Here is a 20641-nt window from a genome sequence, read left to right on the forward strand (position 1 = left end):
CCCGCAGCCGAACAACTACCATCGATCCCATGAGCACGCGGATCCCCTTCCTCAAGGGTCACGGCACCGAGAACGACTTCGTGATCATCCCGGACCCCGAGAACGCCCTCGACCTGCCCCGTGAGACCGTGGCCGCCCTGTGCGACCGCCGGGCCGGTATCGGCGGTGACGGACTTCTCCATGTCGTGCGATCCGCGGCGCACCCCGAGGCGGCGCACCTGGCGGCCGAGGCCGAGTGGTTCATGGACTACCGCAACGGCGACGGCTCGATCGCCGAGATGTGCGGCAACGGCGTACGCGTCTTCGCCCGGTACCTCCAGCACGCCGGACACGTCACCGAGGGCGACCTCACCGTGGCGACCCGCGGCGGGGTGAAGACGGTGCACATCGACAAGGCCGGCGACGTCACGGTCGGCATGGGCAGGGCGCGGCTTCCCGAAGGCGACGTCACGGTGAGCGTGGGCGAGCACAGCTGGCCCGCGCGGAACGTGAACATGGGCAACCCGCACGCCGTCGCCTTCGTGGACGACCTGGCGCACGCCGGTGATCTGTACTCCGCGCCGCCCTTCAGCCCGGCCGCCGCCTACCCGGACGGGGTCAACGTCGAGTTCGTCGTCGACCGCGGCCCCCGTCACGTCGCGATGCGCGTGCACGAGCGCGGTTCCGGCGAGACCCGCTCCTGCGGCACCGGCGCCTGTGCCGTCGCCGTCGCCACCGCGCGCAGGGACGGCACCGACCCGGCGGCCACCGGTACCCCGGTGACGTACACCGTGGACGTGCCCGGGGGCACCCTCGTGATCACCGAGCGGGCGGACGGCGAGATCGAGATGACCGGCCCCGCGGTGATCGTCGCCGAGGGCGAGATCGACGGCGAGTGGCTGGAAAACGCGGTTCGTTGACCATATGAACGGCGGCACCCGGAGCGCCGGAGGCGTGAAACCGAAGCCTTCGGCGCCGAGTGCCATGCAAAAGCACGGTGCTCCGCCATTCAGGCGGCGCGAAATCGTAAACCTGCAAACTGTCGCTCGAATGGGTGATCCGTTTCACGCTCGCCGAGAGGCGGTCAGCCGGGCGTGGTGGGCTCGGTAGCATCAAGCACCGGCCCGGACGGGGGAATGCCATCCCCTGAGCCGTGTCCGCCATGGGGCACCCCGTCCGCCGGTCCACAGCCGGAGGTGCCCATGAGTGCGGAGGCCACGAACCCCGCGACCCCAGGTCCGGTGACAGGTGCGGCCGCCCGCTGGCGGGCGCGGATCGACCTGCGCCGCCTGGGACGCGCCGCCCTGCTCGGCCCCGCCGCCCGTGACCGGCTGCCCGACGCCATCGGCCATGTCGCCGAGGCCCACCGCGCCCACCACCCCGACGCCGACCTCGAACCCCTGCGCCGCGCCTGGGTCCTCGCCGAGTCCTCGCACCGCGGCCAGATGCGCAAGAGCGGTGAGCCGTACATCACCCACCCGCTCGCCGTCACCCTCATCCTCGCCGAACTCGGCGCCGAGACCACCACCTTGACGGCCTCCCTGCTCCACGACACGGTCGAGGACACCGAGGTGACGCTCGATCAGGTCGGCGAGGAGTTCGGCGCCGAGGTCCGCTTCCTCGTCGACGGCGTCACCAAGTTGGAGAAGGTCGACTACGGCGCCGCCGCCGAGCCCGAGACCTTCCGCAAGATGCTGGTCGCCACCGGCAACGACGTCCGCGTGATGTCGATCAAACTCGCCGACCGGCTGCACAACATGCGCACCCTCGGTGTGATGCGCCCCGAGAAGCAGGCCCGCATCGCCAAGGTCACCCGGGACGTCCTCATCCCGCTCGCCGAACGCCTCGGCGTCCAGGCCCTCAAGACCGAGCTGGAGGACCTGGTCTTCGCGATCCTCCACCCCGAGGAGTACGAGCACACGCGGGAGTTGATCGTCGACAACGCCTCGCGCGAGGACGACCCGCTCGCCGAGATCGCCGAAGAGGTGCGCGGGGTGCTGCGCGAGGCCGGCATCCAGGCCGAAGTCGTCATCCGGCCGCGGCACTTCGTCTCCGTGCACCGGACGGCCCGGAAGCGCGGCAGGCTGCGCGGCGCGGACTTCGGGCGACTGCTCGTCCTGGTCGGCGAGGACGCGGACTGTTACGGCGTCCTCGGCGAACTGCACACCTGTATGACGCCGGTCGTCTCGGAGTTCAAGGACTTCATCGCCGTACCGAAGTTCAACCTGTACCAGTCGCTGCACACCGCCGTGGCCCGCGGCGACGGCCAGGTCGTCGAAGTCCTCATCCGCACGCACCAGATGCACAAGGTCGCCGAGGCCGGTGTGGTCGCGCTGGGCAATCCGTACGTGGGTTCCCCGGAGGAGCCCGGTGCCGTCGACGAGGAGCGGGTGGACCCGACCCGGCCCGGCTGGCTCTCCCGGCTGCTCGACTGGCAGGCCGCCGCGCCCGACGCCGACACCTTCTGGTCCACCCTCCGTGAGGACCTCGCCCAGGACCGCGAGATCACCGTGTTCCGGCCCGACGGCGGCACCCTGGGGCTGCCCGAGGGCGCGACCTGTGTGGACGCCGCCTACGCGCAGTACGGCGAGGACGCGCACGCGTGTCTGGGCGCTCGTGTCAACGGCCGGCTGGCGACCCTGAGCACCGTCCTGAAGGACGGTGACACCGTCCAGCTCCTCATGGGGCAGGACCCGGCCGCCGAGCCCTCCAAGGAATGGCTGGAGCACGCGCACACGCCCGCGGCCCGGATCGCGATCCAGCGGTGGATCGCGACGCATCCGACGCATCCGACGCAGGAGTCGGCGGAGCGGGGCACGGAGGGAGAGGGCGGGTCCTTCGTGCCGGGTGCGGCCGCGGCGGACGGGGCCGGAGAGGGCGCAGCCAGGTCTGTGGTCGGCGAGCGTGGTGTCACCGAACCGGGTGCCGCCGGGTCTGGTGGGGCCGGGCGGGGTGCCGATGGGCTTGCTGGGGCCGGGCAGGGTGCCGTCGATCCGGGTGTCGCCGAGGGGGCGGCCGCGGTGGCGGGTTCCGCTCCGGGCGCCTCCGTGTCGGGCGTGCCTGCACCGGACCCCTCCGTGTCGCGCGCCTCCGCTCCGGGCGTTTCCGCCTCGACCTCCGAAGGCACGGCCGACCCCGCGCGTGCGGCTCTCGCCGAGCCCGCGTCCGCGTCTGCTCCCGACCGGCAGACCCCGGCCACCCGCCCCGGCACCGCCAGCGCCCTCGTCGACCAGCCGGGGGCGACCGTACGGCTGGCCGGGTGCTGCACACCCGTGCCGCCCGACGAGATCATCGGCTTCGCCGTGCGCGGCGGAGTGGTCACCGTGCACCGCGTCGAGTGCGCCGCGGTGGCGCGCATGCAGGGCATGGGGCGCAAGGAAGTCGGCGTGCGCTGGGGGGACAGCGCCGAGTGCCGGGTGACCCTGTTCGCCGAATCGTTCGGCCGCCCGCACCTCCTGGCCGACCTGACCGAGGCCATGGCGGGCGAGGGCGCCGAGATCGTCTCCGCGACCGTCGAACCCCCCAGCCAGCAGCGCGTGCGCCACACGTACACCGTCCAGTTGCCGGACGCGGCCCTGCTGCCCTCCCTGATGCGGGCCATGCGGAACGTGGCGGGCGTCTACGACGTGAGCCGGGCGCAGACGCCGGGGGCCTGACGGGGCGGAGGCGGAGGCATAGGCCGGGTTCATCGAGGCAGGCTCGACGGGGCCGGGGTTCCTCGACGCTGACTCGACGGGGCCGGGATTCCTCGACGCCGGCTCTGCCGACCCGTCGCCTCGACAGGACCGGAAGACCTCGTTCGAGTGGGGTGATCGCGCGTCGCCGTCGCGGTGCACGCGCGCGCTGGTAGCGGTGGTGCATGCCGCTCACCTTCCGCAGCCACACCCGCCGCACCCCCGGACAGCCCGCCCCCGGAATCTCCCGGCGCCGCAAGGCGGCCGCGCTGCTCGCCTCCGCCGTCTCCGTCTGTCTGCTCGCCGCGAGCGCCCCGGCCGAGCCGCTCGGTGTCGGTGACCGCCTCTTCCCGTACCTGGGCAATCCCGGCTACGACGTGGCGGCGTACGACCTCTCCTTCACCTATGCCGGAGACAACAGCAAGCCGCTCACGGCCGTCACGACGATCGACGCCTGGACGACGACGGAGCTCGACCGCGTCAACCTCGACTTCGCGCACGGTGACGTCCAGGCCGTGGAGGTCGACGGCAGGGCCGCCGCTTTCAGCAGTGCCGGTGAAGACCTCGTCGTCACCCCGGACAGGCCACTGCCCAGGGGCAGCTGGATGCGGATCACCGTCCGGCACACCAGCGACCCCGTCTCCGCGAGCGACCGCGACGGCGGCTGGGTGCGGACCACGGACGGGCTCGCCATGGCCAACCAGGCCGACGTCGCCCACCTGGTCTTCCCCTGCAACGACCACCCCTCCGACAAGGCCATGTTCACCATCCGCGTCACGGCGCCGGACGGCTACACGGCCGTCGCCAACGGTCTGCCGACCGACGTGGACCGGGGCGGCCGGACGACCACCTGGACGTACCGCACCCAGCACCCCATGGCCACCGAGCTCGCGCAGGTGTCCATCGGCCGTTCCACCGTGCTGCGTCGCAGCGGGCCGCACGGACTGCCCGTACGGGACGTGGTGCCCACCCAGGACCGCGCTGCTCTGGAGCCCTGGCTCAAGAAGACCCCCGCGCAGATCGCGTGGATGGAGGACAGGGTCGGGCCGTACCCCTTCGAGACGTACGGCATCCTCATGGCCGCCGCCGACACCGGCTTCGAGTTGGAAACTCAAACTCTGTCCCTCTTTGAGAAGGACCTGTTCACCGAACCCGCCTACCCCAAGTGGTACGTCGAGTCGATCATGGTGCATGAGCTCTCCCACCAGTGGTTCGGCGACAGCGTCAGCCCCCGCACCTGGTCCGACCTGTGGCTCAACGAAGGGCACGCCACCTGGTACGAGGCCCTGTACGCGGAGGCGAAGGCGGGGCGGACCCTGGACGCCCGTATGAAGGCCGCGTACGGCGCCTCCGACCGCTGGCGCGCCGCCGGCGGACCGCCAGCCGCCCCCAAGCCGCCCAAGCCCGGGCAGAAGATCGGCATCTTCCGGCCGAACGTCTACGACGGCGCCGCGCTCGTCCTCTACGCCCTGCGCCAGGAGATCGGCCGCAAGGCCTTCGAGACCCTGGAACGGGCCTGGGTGCAGCAGCACCGGGACGGCACGGCCACGACCGCGGACTTCGTCCGGCTCGCCTCCGCGGTCTCCGGGCGCGACCTCCACGGCTTCCTCCAGGACTGGCTCTACGCCGAGAAGACCCCGGCGATGCCCGGACACCCGGACTGGAAGACCGTGGCCCCCGCCGCCGTGCCGGTGAAATAAGCCGGTGACGAGACGCCCCGTGCCGTGCGACCATCTTCAGGTCGGCGCGGCACGGGACACGGGAATCTCCCGGGGTACCCGTGCGTTGACCGATGTGACCGGCGGTGGTGTCGTGACTACCACGGACCCGTGGCCGCCGTATCGGACTCCCCAACGACGTAAGGACCCAATGACCTCCTCTTCATCCCCTTCCCAGGACACGCAGCGCCTCGCGCACACCTACGCCGAAGGTCTTCGGGCCGATGCCCTGATGGAAGAGGACGTCGCCTGGAGCCACGAGATCGACGGAGAGCGGGACGGCGACCAGTTCGACCGCTCCGAGCGCGCGGCCCTGCGTCGCGTCGCCGGCCTCTCCACCGAACTCGAGGACGTCACCGAGGTCGAGTACCGCCAGCTCCGTCTGGAGCGGGTCGTCCTCGTCGGCGTCTGGACCACGGGGACCGCGCAGGACGCGGACAACTCCCTCGCGGAGCTCGCCGCCCTCGCGGAGACCGCCGGCGCACTCGTGCTCGACGGCGTGATCCAGCGCCGCGACAAGCCCGACGCGGCCACCTTCATCGGTTCCGGCAAGGCCATGGAGCTGCGGGACATCGTCGTCGAATCCGGCGCGGACACCGTCATCTGCGACGGTGAGCTCAGCCCCGGCCAGCTCATCGCCCTCGAAGACGTCGTCAAGGTCAAGGTCATCGACCGTACGGCCCTGATCCTCGACATCTTCGCCCAGCACGCCAAGTCCCGAGAGGGCAAGGCGCAGGTCGCGCTCGCGCAGATGCAGTACATGCTGCCGCGACTGCGAGGCTGGGGTCAGTCGCTGTCCCGTCAGATGGGCGGCGGCAAGGGCGGCGGTCTCGCCACCCGTGGTCCCGGTGAGACCAAGATCGAGACGGACCGGCGCCGGATCCGCGAGAAGATGGCGAAGATGCGCCGGGAGATCGCGGACATGAAGACCGGCCGCGAGATCAAGCGCCAGGAACGCAAGCGCCACAAGGTGCCGTCCGTCGCCATCGCGGGCTACACCAACGCCGGCAAGTCGTCCCTGCTCAACCGCCTGACGGGCGCCGGTGTCCTGGTCGAGAACGCCCTGTTCGCGACCCTGGACCCCACCGTCCGCCGTGCGGAGACCCCGAGCGGCCGCCTGTACACCCTCGCCGACACCGTCGGTTTTGTACGGCACCTGCCGCACCACCTGGTCGAGGCGTTCCGCTCCACCATGGAGGAGGTCGGCGAGTCCGACCTGATCCTGCACGTGGTGGACGGCTCGCACCCGAACCCGGAGGAGCAGCTGGCCGCCGTACGCGAGGTGATCCGGGACGTCGGCGCCATCGACGTGCCCGAGGTCGTCGTGATCAACAAGGCCGACGCGGCCGACCCGCTGACGCTCCAGCGGCTGATGCGGATCGAGAAGCGCGCCATCGCGGTCTCGGCCCGCACCGGCCAGGGCATCGCCGAGCTGCTCGCCCTGATCGACAACGAGCTGCCGCGTCCCTCCGTCGAGATCGAGGCACTCGTGCCGTACACCCACGGCAAGCTGGTGGCCCGCGCTCATGACGAGGGCGAGGTGATCTCCGAGGAGCACACCGCGGAGGGCACCCTGCTCAAGGTGCGGGTGCACGAGGAGCTGGCCGCGGATCTGGCGCCGTACGTACCGACGCCGGTCGTGGCCTGAGGACCGGTCCGTAACCGGTTGCCGGGTCAGTTGTCGTGAGTGGGCTGGAGGCCCGTCCCTTTCGCGAGGGGCGGGCCTCAGGCCTTTTCCGAGGCGCGGTTCTCAGGCCCTTTCAGGGGTGTCGAAGGGGGGCTGGGGAGGTGAGGGCCGGGGGCGGTCACTGTCCCGAGCGCTTCCGGCTGACCGAGTCGTACACGCCCTCGGCCACCTGACCCAGCCGGGGTCCGGCCAGCCAGCCCGCGGTCACCGGGCCTATGGAGGTGTTGGACACCAGCGCAGGCCGCCCGTCCGCCCCGGCCGCGACCCAGCCGCCGCCGGACGAACCACCGGTCATGGTGCAGCCGATGCGGTACATGGTCGGATCCGAGGCGTTGATCGACAGCCGCCCGGGCCTGTCCTGGCACTGGTACAACGACTCCCCGTCGAACGGCGCCGCTGCCGGATACCCGCCGGCCGTGATGGTCTTCATCCGCGGCACCGCCGGAGCGGCGAAGTCCACCGGCAGAGCCGAACCGACCGTCTCCTCCAGCGACTTGCCGCTGCCTCCCCCTTCGGGCGTCACATGGATCACGGCGAAGTCGTACGGCGCCCCGGCCCCGCCGGTCGGCCCGCCCTGCGCGATCCACTGCTCCGAGGTCCCCGCCCAGTCGGCCCACCAGACACCGTACGGAGCCAGCTCGTCCTCGCTCGCACTCGTCAACTCCTCACCCGACAGGGCCTGGTCGTTGTACGACGGCACGAACGCGATGTTGCGGTACCAGCCGCCGCTCCGGCCCGCGTGCACACAATGCCCCGCCGTCCAGACCAGGTTGGACCTGCCCGGAGCGGCCGGGTCCTCCACGACCGTCGCCGAGCACACCATCGTGCCCTCGGGGGAGTCGAAGAACACCTTGCCCGCCACCGGGACGGTGTCGTGATACGTAGGCGACACGGCCTTCGCGTCCACCGGTGCCGGCTCCGGGTCGGTCACCCCCTGGTCACCCGAGAGGTCGCTCTCCTGGACACCCCGGTCGGGATCCTCGGCCCGGCGCATCCGGTCCGGATCCCACAGGCCCTCGATGATCGGGTTGATGTAGTCCTGGGCCTCGCGCAGCCAGTCGTCCCTGTCCCAGTCCTTCCAGGCCCCGTTCTTCCACTGGTCGACATCGATCCCGTGCTCCTTGAGCCGGTCCTTGATGTCGTCGGGGATCGTGATCTTGCCGTCGCCCTCACCGGACGATGCCGAGGCTGCGGACGCGGAGGCCTGCGCGTCCGCGCCGGCGCCCTGGGAGTCGCAGGCGGTCGCGGTCAGGGCCAGCACCGAGGCGAGAGCCACGGCGGTCAGCACGGAGGAGGCTCTGCGGCGCGCGCCCCTCAGGCCTTCGCCGCGAGCGGTGAACGACAGCCGATCTGATCGCATGCTCTGCCTCCCCCTGGTACGGACGAACCGGATGCCAGGGCCGGCGACTCCCTTGAACGTCCCGGGAGTTCACCCTCCGGCACCACGTCTTGGAACGGCACCACACACTATGCGCCCGCTGTGGGCGACTTCCGACGGAATCGCAACAGTTACGTCACTCCAAAGATCTCCGGACCGCCCGTAACCCGGTGAGCGGTCCGGGGTTGGTAGCGGTGGGGGCTCTTGCCCACGACCCTGCCTGCGGACGGCCGGATTCCCGCGCCCCGATTCCCGGAGGCTTTCCAGCCATCGGGTCATCGATGTGCCGAGATGTCGAGCAAAGGCTCACGGGGTTCCGTATGTCGGGGCGGGCGAGTCCGCGAGGGAACCGCTTGCCCCAGCACAGCGCGACGACGGGAGAACCATGGCCGTGACCGAGACCGCCGTGACCGAGACCGCACCGGGGAAGGCCATGGCGGGACCGACCGCCCTCCAGGACGCGTCGGCGGCTCGGGCCGCGCACGAGGGGATCCTGCGGCGCCAGTCGGCCCGCGAATCGGCGGCCCGCACCTACGCCCGCGCCCTCCCGATCGTGCCCGTCCGCGCCCGCGGTCTGACCATCGAGGGGGCCGACGGCCGCCGTTACCTCGACTGCCTCTCCGGCGCCGGCACCCTGGCCCTCGGGCACAACCATCCCGTAGTCCTCGAAGCGATCCGCAAGGTCCTCGACTCCGGCGCACCCCTCCACGCCCTCGACCTCGCCACCCCGGTCAAGGACGCCTTCATCACCGAGCTGTTCCGCACCCTGCCGCCCGGTCTCTCCGGCCACGCGCGCGTGCAGTTCTGCGGACCGGCCGGCACCGACGCGGTCGAGGCCGCGTTCAAGCTCGTACGTGCCGCGACCGGCCGCAGCGCACTTCTCGCCTTCGCCGGCGCCTACCACGGCATGACCTCCGGCGCCCTCGAAGCCTCCGGCCACGCCTCCGACGTCCGGGTCGCCCGGCTGCCCTACCCGCAGGACTACCGCTGCCCCTTCGGCGTGGGCGGTCCCCAGGGCGCCGAACTCGCCGCCCGCTGGACCGAGTCCGTCCTCGACGACCCCAAGTCCGGGGTCCCGCTGCCCGCCGGGATGATCCTCGAACCCGTCCAGGGCGAGGGCGGGGTTCTCCCCGCTCCGGACGACTGGATGCGGCGCATGCGGCAGATCACGGCCGACCGCTCGATCCCGCTGATCGCCGACGAGGTCCAGACGGGCGTCGGACGCACCGGTGCCTTCTGGGCCGTGGAGCACAGCGGCATCACCCCCGACGTCATGGTGCTCTCCAAGGCCATCGGCGGCAGCCTGCCTCTCGCGGTCGTCGTCTACCGGGACGACCTCGACGTCTGGGAACCCGGCGCCCACGCCGGCACCTTCCGCGGCAACCAACTCGCCATGGCCGCAGGCACGGCCACGATGGCCTACGTCCGCGAAAACGCCCTCACGGAACGAGCGGCCGCCCTCGGCACACGCATGCTGAACCAACTCCGCCTCCTGGCCGAGGAGTTCCCGGTGATCGGCGATGTGCGGGGGCGGGGGCTGATGATCGGGGTGGAGATGGTGGAGACGGGGGAGTCGGGGGAGCCGGGCGAGTCGGAGGAGTGGGGGGTTGGTGCAGGGCCGGGGGGGGGTGGGGGCGTCGGGGCCGGCGGGGTCGGTTCCCCTCGCCCTGTTCTTCCTCGCCCCGCCTCTCCTGCACTTGCCGCCGCCGTCCAGCGGGAGTGCCTCCGACGGGGCCTGATCGTCGAACTCGGTGGCCGTCACTCGAGCGTCGTCCGCCTGCTCCCGCCCTTGACGATCACCGACGAACAGGCAGCCGCCGTCCTCGACCGCCTCGCCGACGCGGTGGCAGCGGTGGCCCGCGATCACGTCCCCGGGAGTGGGAGGCAGCAACAGCGTCGCCGCCGAAGCGGGGGATAGAGAGGCGGAACATCCACCACCACCCCCTCCGGTCCACCAACCTCCCCGCACTCCAGGACACAGCACGCTCCCCGCAATCCCAGAACGATTCCCAGGCAGCCCGAGGAACAGCGCACGTGAACACCACCCCCGCTCCTACCCCCACTCCTGACAACCGCACGTCTACGCCGCCCCCCACGTCACCTCGGCCCCACCGCACCCCGTCCCAGGCCGGCCCACCACGACAAGAACGCCTGCCTGATGCCACCCCGGACTTCCTGGACCACCCCGACCCCCACACCGCAGCCGAGGCCGCAGCTGTGGAGAACCTGCTGCGCTGCTGGGTCCGAGAGAGCGACCTCCCGGCCCCCGCACACGGCACCGGCGCCCTCCGCATCCCCCTTCCCGCAAGCGGCACCTCCCTCCTCGTTCCCGTCCAGTACTGGTCCCCGACGGGTTGGCACCGCTTCGGCCGTCCCCGTCTCGGCGGCACCCCCGTGCAGGCCCCGCCGGTGGACGCGGTCACCCTCGCAGCACTGCTCTCCCGCGAGTCCACGCCCACGGACCCCGCATCCACAGGTGCCGAACTCAGCGCTCCCGCGGGTGCTGAACTCACCGCTCCGGCAGGAGCCGAACTCACCGCCCGGGTCGCCGACTCCGTTCGCCGCACCGCGACCTTCCTCCGTGAGCGCCGCAAGCACCCCGACGACGGCCCCGACCTCTTCCTCGCCGCCGAACAGGCACTCGTCCTCGGCCACCCGTTCCACCCGGCCCCGAAGAGCCGTGAAGGACTCTCGGAAGCCGAAGCCGCCTCCTGCTCACCCGAACTGCGCGGCTCCTTCCCGCTGCGCTGGCTCGCTGTCGACCCCTCTCTCCTCGCCACCGACTCGGCCTGGACCGAACGCGGCCGCCCCGTCCCCGCGGCCCAGCTCACCCAGCGCCTGGCCGGACCCGACCTGCCGCTCCCCGACGGCCACACCGCCCTGCCGATGCACCCTTGGCAGCTCCGCGAGGTCCGGCTCCGCCCCGAGGCCGCCCCGCTCTTCGCATCCGGAATGCTCCGGGACCTCGGTGACCACGGCTCCCTCTGGCATCCCACCTCCTCCGTACGTACGGTCCATCGCTCCGGTGCTCCCGCCATGCTCAAGCTCTCGCTCGGCCTGCGCATCACCAACTCCCGCCGCGAGAACCTCCGCAAGGAACTCCACCGCGGCGTCGAGGTGCACCGACTTCTGCGTGCCGGCCTGTCGAGGGAGTGGCAGGCGGCCCACCCCGCGTTCGACATCGTGCGCGACCCCGCCTGGCTCGCCGTCGACGCGCCCGACGGCACTCCCGTCCCCGGCCTTGACGTGGTGATCCGCCACAACCCGTTCACCCCGTCGCACGACGTCTCCTGCGTCGCCGGACTGGTCTCGCCCCGCCCCCACGCCGACCCCGCCACCGGCCGAACGACCTGGCGATCCCGGTTGGCCGAGCTCGTCACCCGCCTTGCCTTCCGGACCGGCCGGCCCCAGGGAGCCGTCGCCGCCGAGTGGTTCCTGCGCTACCTCCGGCATGTCGTCCGCCCGGTGCTGTGGTTCGACGGCGAGGCGGGTATCGCACTGGAGGCGCACCAGCAGAACACCCTGGTACTGCTGGACGCCGACGGTTGGCCCGCGGGCGGCCGCTACCGCGACAACCAGGGCTACTACTTCCGCGAGTCCCGACGGGCGGAACTCGATGCCCGGTTGCCAGGCATCGGGCAACACAGCGACACCTTCGTCTCCGACGAAGTCACCGATGAGCGCTTCGCCTACTACCTGGCGATCAACAACGTCTTCGGACTCATCGGTGCGTTCGGCTCACAGCACCTGGCCGACGAACGGCTGCTGCTCGCCGCCTTCCGCCGCTTCCTGGACGACGTGACCTCCGGAGCCGACCGACTGCGCAGCACCCTCCCCGGCCGCCTGCTCGACTCACCCGTCCTGCGCTGCAAGGCCAACCTGCTGACCCGAGTGCACGGTCTCGACGAGCTCGTCGGTCCGGTCGACACCCAGTCCGTCTACGTCACCATCGCCAACCCCCTTCACTCCTGAGGAACATGACCCACCGCACCCCCTGAGAGGCCCGCAGTGTCAGCCACCCGTGCCCACACCAACGCTGCTTCCGTCCCCTCGGCTGACGCCGACGCCGGCGATGACGCCGATACCGAGGACACGCTGGAACTGCGTCTGCCCGAGGAATTCCTCGCGCTCCTCGATACGGAGGGCATCGACGGAGGCGGACACCGAGAACCGAGCCGAGACGACGGCACCACCCCGCCGTACACCGCACTGACCCCTCTCTCTGGGGACCTGCTCGGCAACATCGCCGACTGGGGCCCGGTCACCACCCCGGCAGGGGTGTTCCACCTGGTGCCCGTGCAGGTCGAGCGGGACCTCCCTCTCGTCAGCCGCTGGATGAACGACCCCGCCGTCACCGCGTTCTGGGAGCTGGCCGGGCCCCAGAGCGTGACGGAGGAGCATCTGCGGTCCCAGCTGACCGGTGACGGACGCAGCGTGCCCTGCCTCGGAGTGCTGGAGGGCACGCCGATGAGCTACTGGGAGATCTACCGTGCGGACCTCGATCCGTTGGCCCGCCACTATCCGGCCCGACCGCATGACACCGGTATCCACCTCCTCATCGGAGAAGTCCCCCATCGGGGGCGCGGTCTTGGCAGCACACTTCTCCGCGCCCTGGCCGATCTCGTGCTCGACAAGCGGCCCGCCTGCGCGCGCGTCATCGCGGAACCCGACCTCCGCAACATTCCGTCCGTCACCGCCTTCCTGAGCGCAGGCTTCCGCTTCTCCGCCGAGATCGACCTGCCGGCCAAGCGGGCGGCCCTCATGGTCCGGGAGCGGGCCCTGCGCGATCTGCTGTAGCAGTGCGTCATCGCGTAATCACTTTTGGTGCACCGCTCGTGGCGGGCTGGCTTCCACTCGCTCCGAAATTTTTTGTGAGTGTCACTTTCGGCCTTCGCCGGACGGATCCCGACCCCATCGCGCCAGATCCGGTCCGATACGAACCGAGTCGAGCCGATCCGGTACCGGCCCGCGACTGCTCCGAGCTGCTCCCGGCCCTGATCGTGCCCCTGCTCACGGCTCTCGTCCCCGCTTTGATCACCCCGATGTCAGTGCCGGGTCGTAGGGTGGTCGCGCTATGACGAAGCCCTCACTCCCCGAACTCCTGCATGCTGCCGTCACTGCCGTCGGCGGCACGGAGCGCCCCGGCCAGGTGACCATGGCCGAATCCGTCAGGGACGCGATCGACGACAGCTCCCATCTGCTGGTGCAGGCCGGCACCGGCACCGGAAAGTCGCTGGGCTATCTCGTGCCCGCGCTGGCGCACGGGGAGCGGGTCGTCGTCGCGACGGCCACCCTGGCCCTCCAGAGACAGCTCGTCGAGCGTGACCTGCCACGCACGGTCGACGCGCTGCATCCGCTGCTGCGCCGCCGCCCCGAGTTCGCGATGCTCAAGGGCCGGTCGAACTACCTGTGTCTGCACCGGCTGCATGAAGGAGTGCCGCAGGACGAGGAGGAGGGCCTCTTCGACCAGTTCGAGGCCGCCGCGCCCACCAGCAAGCTGGGCCAGGACCTCCTGCGGCTGCGGGACTGGTCCCAGGACACCGAGACCGGTGACCGTGACGACCTCACTCCCGGTGTCTCGGACCGGGCCTGGGCGCAGATCTCCGTGTCCTCCCGGGAGTGCCTGGGCGCCACGAAGTGCGCCTACGGGGCGGAGTGCTTCGCCGAGATGGCCCGTGAGCGCGCCAAACTCGCCGAGGTCGTGGTCACCAACCACGCGCTGCTCGCGATCGACGCCATCGAAGGCGCCCCGGTCCTCCCGCAGCACGAGGTGCTGATCGTCGACGAGGCTCATGAGCTGGTCTCCCGGGTCACCGGCGTCGCCACCGGCGAGCTCACCCCCGGCCAGGTGAACCGCGCGGTGCGCCGTGCCGCGAAGCTGGTCAACGAAAAGGCGGCCGACCAGCTCCAGACCGCCGCCGAGGGCTTCGAGCGGCTGATGGAGCTCGCCCTGCCCGGCCGCCTGGAGGAGATTCCGGAGGACCTCGGCTACGCCCTCATGGCCCTGCGGGACGCCGCGCGTACGGTCATCTCCGCGATCGGCGCGACCCGCGACAAGTCGGTCCAGGACGAGGACGCGGTCCGCAAGCAGGCGCTCGCCTCCGTGGAGTCGGTTCACGACGTGGCGGAGCGGATCACGAACGGCTCGGAGTGGGACGTCGTCTGGTACGAGCGGCACGACCGCTTCGGTGCTTCCCTGCGCGTCGCGCCCATGTCGGTGTCGGGCCTGTTGAGGGAGAAGCTGTTCGCGGACCGTTCCGTGGTCCTGACGTCGGCGACCCTGAAACTGGGCGGCGACTTCAACGGGGTGGGCGCGTCCCTCGGGCTCGCCCCGGAGGGGACCGAGGGCGATGACCTGCCGAAGTGGAAGGGTGTGGACGTGGGTTCGCCCTTCGACTACCCCAGGCAGGGCATCCTGTACGTCGCCAAGCACCTCTCGCGCCCCGCGCGCGACGGTGACCGCGTGGACATGCTCGACGAGCTGACCGAGCTCATCCAGGCGGCCGGCGGCCGCACCCTGGGCCTGTTCTCGTCCATGCGGGCGGCCCAGCTGGCTGCCGAGGAACTGCGCTCCCGTATCCCCGAGTTCCCGATCCTCCTCCAGGGCGAGGAGACCCTCGGTGAGCTGATCAAGAACTTCGCGGCAGACCCGAAGACCTGCCTCTTCGGCACCCTGTCGCTGTGGCAGGGCGTCGACGTGCCCGGCCCCAGCTGTCAGCTCGTCGTCATGGACAAGATCCCCTTCCCGCGTCCGGACGACCCTCTGATGAGCGCCCGGCAGAAGGCCGTCGAGGACGCGGGGGGCAACGGCTTCATGGCCGTCGCCGCCACACACGCGGCACTTCTCATGGCGCAGGGCGCGGGCCGTCTCGTCCGAGCCTCGGGGGACCGGGGCGTCGTGGCCGTACTGGATCAGCGGCTGGCCACCGCGCGGTACGGCAGCTATCTGAAGGCGTCACTGCCTGACTTCTGGTACACGACGGACCGTAACCAGGTCAGGAAGTCGCTCGCGGCGATCGACGCCGCCGCGAAGGTGACCGAGGCGGCGGAACTCGCGACCGAGGCAGGGAAGGCGCAGGCGGAAGCGGAGTGACCGTCGGGGGCCTCCATGCCCCCGACGCAGGGGCCGGGGCCCGGACAGCGCAGGGCCCCGGAACCGGCGCAGAGGTTCCGGGGCCCGGTCGAATCGGCGAGGCCTGCCGCGGTGCTCAGACGCGCCGCAGAACGGCCACCACCTTGCCGAGGATCGTCGCGTCGTCGCCGGGGATGGGCTCGTACGCGGCGTTGTGGGGGAGGAGCCAGACATGGCCGTCCTCGCGCTTGAAGCGCTTGACGGTGGCCTCGCCGTCGAGCATCGCGGCGACGATGTCGCCGTTCTCGGCGACGGGTTGGCGGCGGACGGTGACCCAGTCGCCGTCGCAGATCGCGGCCTCGATCATCGAGTCGCCGACGACCTTGAGGACGAACAGCTCACCGTCACCGACGAGCTGACGCGGCAGGGGGAACACGTCCTCGACCGATTCCTCGGCGAGGATCGGGCCACCGGCGGCGATCCGGCCCACCAGCGGGACGTATGACGCGGCGGGCTTGCCCGCGGTGTCCGTCGGCTGCGCCGAGGCGCCCTGGTCGGAGCCGCGCACCTCGTAGGCGCGCGGACGGTGCGGGTCGCGGCGCAGGAAGCCCTTGCGCTCCAGCGCCATCAGCTGATGTGCGACGGACGAGGTGCTCGACAGGCCCACCGCCTGGCCGATCTCCCGCATGGACGGCGGGTAGCCGCGCCGCTGGACCGAGTCCCTGATGACCTCGATCACTCGGCGCTGCCGGTCCGTGAGTCCCGAGCTGTCGGCCCTGATGCCCGGAGGTCGGCCCGGCAGGGAGCGCTTGTGTCCCTCGGGATTCACGGCTTCGTTCATCGCATGCACCGGCTCGAGTCGGCCCTGGGAACGGTCCTGGGCAGTGATGGTGGCACTGTCTGCGGTCGTGGTCACGTCGGCCCCTCTCGATGGTCTCCCTGCTGGACAACGGTAGTTGCTTTCGAAAGGTTGCGCCAAACACACGTTCGAGTGAAAAATCGCGGATCGGCTGCCGCGATCAAGTGTCTGGGTGTATGGCTAACGCGCCGACCGCCGAACTGAAGGGGCCATTGCTGTACTCTTCACCGCCGGTGGCGACCTCGCGGTCCGCTGGCCCAGTCTGCCACCAGGCGACCCGTCAGCCGGGCACCGGCTCCCATCTCTGCGGGAATCCCACGTCCCCTCCTTGCCGCGCCCACGGTATCTCCGCATGCCGCGCGGCGATACGGCTGTGCGTCGTGTTCGCCGCGGGCCGGAGCGGTCGGGCGCCACATGCCGATACGCACGCGACACGCGCGTACGGCGTGTATGTCGCGCCAATCCCTACATGTAGTGCTTGGATTGCTACAGCAGCCCAGAAGTTGTGGTCCCCCGGGTCTCCGCGCCCGCTGTCATCGCCTATGCTGGGGGCTGCTTCGAGGGGCTCATGGGGCCCAGCGAGGCTATTGAGTCTGCTGTGAGGAGGGTTGGGAATCCATGCACTGCCCCTTCTGCAGGCACCCCGACAGCCGCGTCGTCGACAGTCGTACGACCGACGACGGCACGTCGATCCGCAGGCGCCGCCAGTGTCCGGACTGCTCCCGTCGTTTCACGACCGTGGAGACGTGCTCGCTGATGGTGGTCAAGCGGTCCGGGGTCACCGAGCCTTTCAGCCGTACCAAGGTCATCAACGGCGTGCGCAAGGCATGCCAGGGACGGCCTGTCACCGAGGACGCGCTCGCTCAGCTCGGCCAGCGGGTCGAGGAGGCGGTGCGGGCCACCGGAAGCGCCGAGCTGACCACCCACGACGTGGGGCTGGCCATACTCGGCCCGTTGCAGGAGCTCGATCTCGTCGCGTATCTGCGTTTCGCCTCCGTCTACCGGGCATTCGACTCGCTCGAGGACTTCGAGGCCGCGATCGCGGAACTGAGGGAAGACACGGGACCCCCCGCCGCGGACGACGAGGACCGCGGAGAGGCTGAGGGCGGCAATGAGGCCGTCATGGGGAGCCAGGAAGACGATCGCGGGCCCGGCGGGACCTCTCAGGTCCCCGAGCCCGCCCGCGCCGCCGACTGATCGGCGGGCCGGACCGGGCCAGGATCCCCGGGCCGGCCGGACGGCGGCCAACGAGACCTGTTGCGGGCGGTAGCGAGTGGGTGCCCGCAGCATCAGACAAAACACCGTGTCACGGGAACATCGTGGCACTTCAGGGCGTTTTAGCCCGTACCAGGGAGGCGGCATGACAGAGACGGCGAGCGGTCCGGCACGGAGTTCCCGCGCCAAGGGCACCAAGGCGGCTGCGAACAAGGGCCTGCGCATCGAGCGCATCCACACCACCCCCGGCGTGCACCCGTACGACGAGGTGGCCTGGGAGCGCCGTGACGTCGTCATGACCAACTGGCGCGACGGCTCGGTCAACTTCGAGCAGCGCGGCGTCGAGTTCCCCGACTTCTGGTCGGTGAACGCGGTCAACATCGTCACCAGCAAGTACTTCCGCGGTGCCGTCGGCACCCCGCAGCGCGAGACCGGCCTCAAGCAGCTGATCGACCGCATCGTGAAGACGTACCGGAAGGCCGGCGAGGACTACAAGTACTTCGCCTCGCCCGCCGATGCGGAGATCTTCGAGCACGAGCTGGCGTACGCCCTCCTGCACCAGATCTTCAGCTTCAACAGCCCTGTGTGGTTCAACGTCGGTACGCCCCAGCCGCAGCAGGTCTCGGCCTGCTTCATCCTGGCCGTCGACGACTCCATGGAGTCGATCCTCGACTGGTACAAGGAAGAGGGCATGATCTTCAAGGGCGGCTCCGGTGCCGGCCTGAACCTCTCCCGGATCCGCTCCTCCAAGGAACTGCTGTCCTCCGGCGGCAACGCCTCGGGTCCCGTCTCCTTCATGCGCGGTGCCGACGCCTCCGCAGGAACGATCAAGTCGGGTGGCGCCACACGCCGCGCCGCCAAGATGGTCATCCTGGACGTCGACCACCCCGACATCGAGGACTTCATCGAGACCAAGGTGAAGGAGGAGGAGAAGATCCGCGCCCTGCGCGACGCGGGCTTCGACATGGACCTGGGCGGCGACGACATCACGTCGGTCCAGTACCAGAACGCCAACAACTCGGTCCGCGTGAACGACACCTTCATGAAGGCGGTCGAGACGGGCGGCAAGTTCGGTCTGACGTCCCGCATGACCGGTGAGGTCATCGAGGAGGTCGACGCCAAGGCGCTGTTCCGCAAGATGGCCGAGGCCGCGTGGGCCTGTGCCGACCCGGGCATCCAGTACGACGACACCATCAACCACTGGCACACGTGCCCGGAGTCCGGCCGTATCAACGGCTCGAACCCGTGCAGCGAGTACATGCACCTGGACAACACGTCCTGCAACCTCGCCTCGCTGAACCTCATGAAGTTCCTGAAGGACGACGGCAAGGGCCACCAGTCCTTCGACGTCGAGCGCTTCGCGAAGGTCGTCGAGCTCGTCATCACGGCGATGGACATCTCCATCTGCTTCGCCGACTTCCCGACCCAGAAGATCGGCGAGAACACGCGCGCGTTCCGCCAGCTCGGCATCGGCTACGCCAACCTCGGTGCCCTGCTGATGGCGACCGGCCACGCCTACGACTCCGACGGCGGCCGTGCCCTCGCCGGCTCCATCACCTCCCTGATGACCGGCACGTCGTACCGGCGTTCCGCCGAACTCGCCGCGGTCGTCGGCCCGTACGACGGCTACGCCCGCAACGCGCAGCCGCACCTGCGGGTCATGAAGCAGCACGCCGACGAGAACACCAAGGCCGTCCGCATGGACGACCTGGACTCTCCGATCTGGGCCGCCGCCACGGAGGCCTGGCAGGACGTGCTGCGTCTCGGTGAGAAGAACGGTTTCCGTAACGCCCAGGCGTCCGTCATCGCCCCGACCGGCACCATCGGTCTCGCGATGTCCTGCGACACCACCGGTCTTGAGCCCGACCTCGCGCTGGTCAAGTTCAAGAAGCTGGTCGGCGGCGGCTCGATGCAGATCGTCAACGGCACGGTCCCGCAGGCCCTGCGCCGCCTGGGCTACCAGGAGGAGCAGATCGAGGCGATCGTCGCCCACATCGCCGAGAACGGCAATGTCGTCGACGCTCCCGGCCTCAAGCACGAGCACTACGAGGTCTTCGACTGCGCCATGGGCGAGCGTTCCATCTCCGCGATGGGCCACGTGCGCATGATGGCCGCGATTCAGCCCTGGATCTCCGGCGCGCTCTCCAAGACGGTCAACCTGCCGGAGACGGCGACCGTCGAGGACGTCGAGGAGGTCTACTTCGAGGCCTGGAAGATGGGCGTCAAGGCGCTCGCCATCTACCGCGACAACTGCAAGGTCGGCCAGCCCCTCTCCGCGAAGACCAAGGAGAAGGAGAAGGCCGAGGTCACCGAGAAGGCCGAGGCGGCCATCCGCGAGACGGTCGAGAAGGTCATCGAGTACCGCCCGGTCCGCAAGCGCCTCCCCAAGGGCCGTCCCGGCATCACGACCTCCTTCACGGTCGGCGGCGCCGAGGGCTACATGACCGCCAACTCCTACCCGGACGACGGTCTCGGCGAGGTCTTCCTGAAGATGTCGAAGCAGGGTTCGACCCTCGCGGGCATGATGGACGCCTTCTCCATCGCGGTCTCCGTCGGCCTCCAGTACGGCGTGCCGCTGGAGACGTACGTCTCGAAGTTCACCAACATGCGCTTCGAGCCGGCCGGCATGACGGACGACCCGGACGTGCGGATGGCGCAGTCGATCGTCGACTACATCTTCCGCCGCCTGGCGCTGGACTTCCTGCCCTTCGAGACGCGCTCCGCGCTCGGCATCCACTCCGCCGAGGAGCGTCAGCGCCACCTGGAGACCGGCTCGTACGAGCCGACCGAGGACGAGGTCGACGTCGAGGGACTGGCCCAGTCGGCCCCGCGCACCCAGGAGCTGAAGGCGGTCGCCACGCCGAAGGCCGAGGTCGAGGCGGCCAAGCCCGCCCCGAAGCAGGCCCACACCAGCGCCGAGCTGGTGGAGATGCAGCTGGGCATCCAGGCCGACGCCCCGCTCTGCTTCTCCTGCGGTACGAAGATGCAGCGGGCCGGTTCCTGCTACATCTGCGAGGGCTGCGGCTCGACCAGCGGTTGCAGCTGACGTCGGACTAGCC

Annotated in this window: 12 protein-coding genes; 10 read left to right on the plus strand and 2 right to left on the minus strand. The window is 70.4% G+C overall.

Features of this window, described 5'->3' with window-relative positions:
* Positions 1 to 29: 29 nt before the first annotated feature.
* The 4 genes from dapF (at position 30) to hflX (ending at position 7019) form a co-directional block, all read left to right on the plus strand.
* A complete protein-coding gene (dapF, locus tag H295_RS0130500) occupies positions 30 to 899 on the plus strand; it encodes a diaminopimelate epimerase (protein WP_020139134.1) in 870 nt (289 codons plus the stop codon).
* A gap of 282 nt (positions 900 to 1181) precedes the next feature.
* Positions 1182 to 3635, plus strand: a complete 2454-nt coding sequence (locus H295_RS0130505; protein ID WP_020139135.1) for a RelA/SpoT family protein — start codon at positions 1182 to 1184, stop codon at positions 3633 to 3635.
* A 203-nt stretch (positions 3636 to 3838) separates the two neighbouring features.
* Positions 3839 to 5353: a M1 family metallopeptidase gene (locus H295_RS0130510; RefSeq protein WP_020139136.1), complete on the plus strand. Its 1515-nt coding sequence runs from the start codon at positions 3839 to 3841 to the stop codon at positions 5351 to 5353.
* 169 nt (positions 5354 to 5522) lie between these two features.
* A complete protein-coding gene (hflX, locus tag H295_RS0130515; protein WP_020139137.1) occupies positions 5523 to 7019 on the plus strand; it encodes a GTPase HflX in 1497 nt (498 codons plus the stop codon).
* A 157-nt stretch (positions 7020 to 7176) separates the two neighbouring features.
* On the opposite strand, the gene H295_RS0130520 is transcribed toward hflX, so the two are convergent.
* Positions 7177 to 8418: a trypsin-like serine peptidase gene (locus H295_RS0130520; RefSeq protein WP_028809890.1), complete on the minus strand. Its 1242-nt coding sequence runs from the start codon at positions 8416 to 8418 to the stop codon at positions 7177 to 7179.
* A 451-nt stretch (positions 8419 to 8869) separates the two neighbouring features.
* On the opposite strand from H295_RS0130520, the gene H295_RS0130525 reads away from it, so the two are divergent.
* The 4 genes from H295_RS0130525 (at position 8870) to H295_RS0130540 (ending at position 15529) form a co-directional block, all read left to right on the plus strand.
* Positions 8870 to 10354, plus strand: a complete 1485-nt coding sequence (locus H295_RS0130525; RefSeq protein ID WP_028809891.1) for a diaminobutyrate--2-oxoglutarate transaminase family protein — start codon at positions 8870 to 8872, stop codon at positions 10352 to 10354.
* 116 nt (positions 10355 to 10470) lie between these two features.
* Positions 10471 to 12408, plus strand: coding sequence for an IucA/IucC family protein (locus H295_RS0130530; RefSeq protein ID WP_028809892.1), 1938 nt, complete (start codon positions 10471 to 10473; stop codon positions 12406 to 12408).
* Between the two features lie 36 nt (positions 12409 to 12444).
* Complete coding sequence (locus H295_RS0130535; protein WP_020139141.1) at positions 12445 to 13233, plus strand: GNAT family N-acetyltransferase; 789 nt, start codon at positions 12445 to 12447, stop codon at positions 13231 to 13233.
* A 277-nt stretch (positions 13234 to 13510) separates the two neighbouring features.
* Positions 13511 to 15529, plus strand: coding sequence for an ATP-dependent DNA helicase (locus H295_RS0130540; RefSeq protein ID WP_020139142.1), 2019 nt, complete (start codon positions 13511 to 13513; stop codon positions 15527 to 15529).
* Between the two features lie 115 nt (positions 15530 to 15644).
* Here H295_RS0130540 and lexA read toward each other — a convergent pair whose 3' ends face one another.
* Positions 15645 to 16424, minus strand: coding sequence for a transcriptional repressor LexA (gene lexA, locus H295_RS0130545; RefSeq protein ID WP_020139143.1), 780 nt, complete (start codon positions 16422 to 16424; stop codon positions 15645 to 15647).
* 561 nt (positions 16425 to 16985) lie between these two features.
* Between lexA and nrdR the strand changes: the two genes are divergently transcribed.
* Complete coding sequence (nrdR, locus tag H295_RS0130550) at positions 16986 to 17564, plus strand: transcriptional regulator NrdR (protein WP_020139144.1); 579 nt, start codon at positions 16986 to 16988, stop codon at positions 17562 to 17564.
* A gap of 163 nt (positions 17565 to 17727) precedes the next feature.
* On the plus strand, positions 17728 to 20628 hold the full coding sequence (locus H295_RS0130555) for a vitamin B12-dependent ribonucleotide reductase (RefSeq protein ID WP_020139145.1): 2901 nt from the start codon (positions 17728 to 17730) through the stop codon (positions 20626 to 20628).
* Positions 20629 to 20641 lie beyond the last annotated feature (13 nt).

This window comes from Streptomyces sp. 351MFTsu5.1, assembly GCF_000383655.1.
Classification (GTDB): domain Bacteria; phylum Actinomycetota; class Actinomycetes; order Streptomycetales; family Streptomycetaceae; genus Streptomyces; species Streptomyces griseorubiginosus.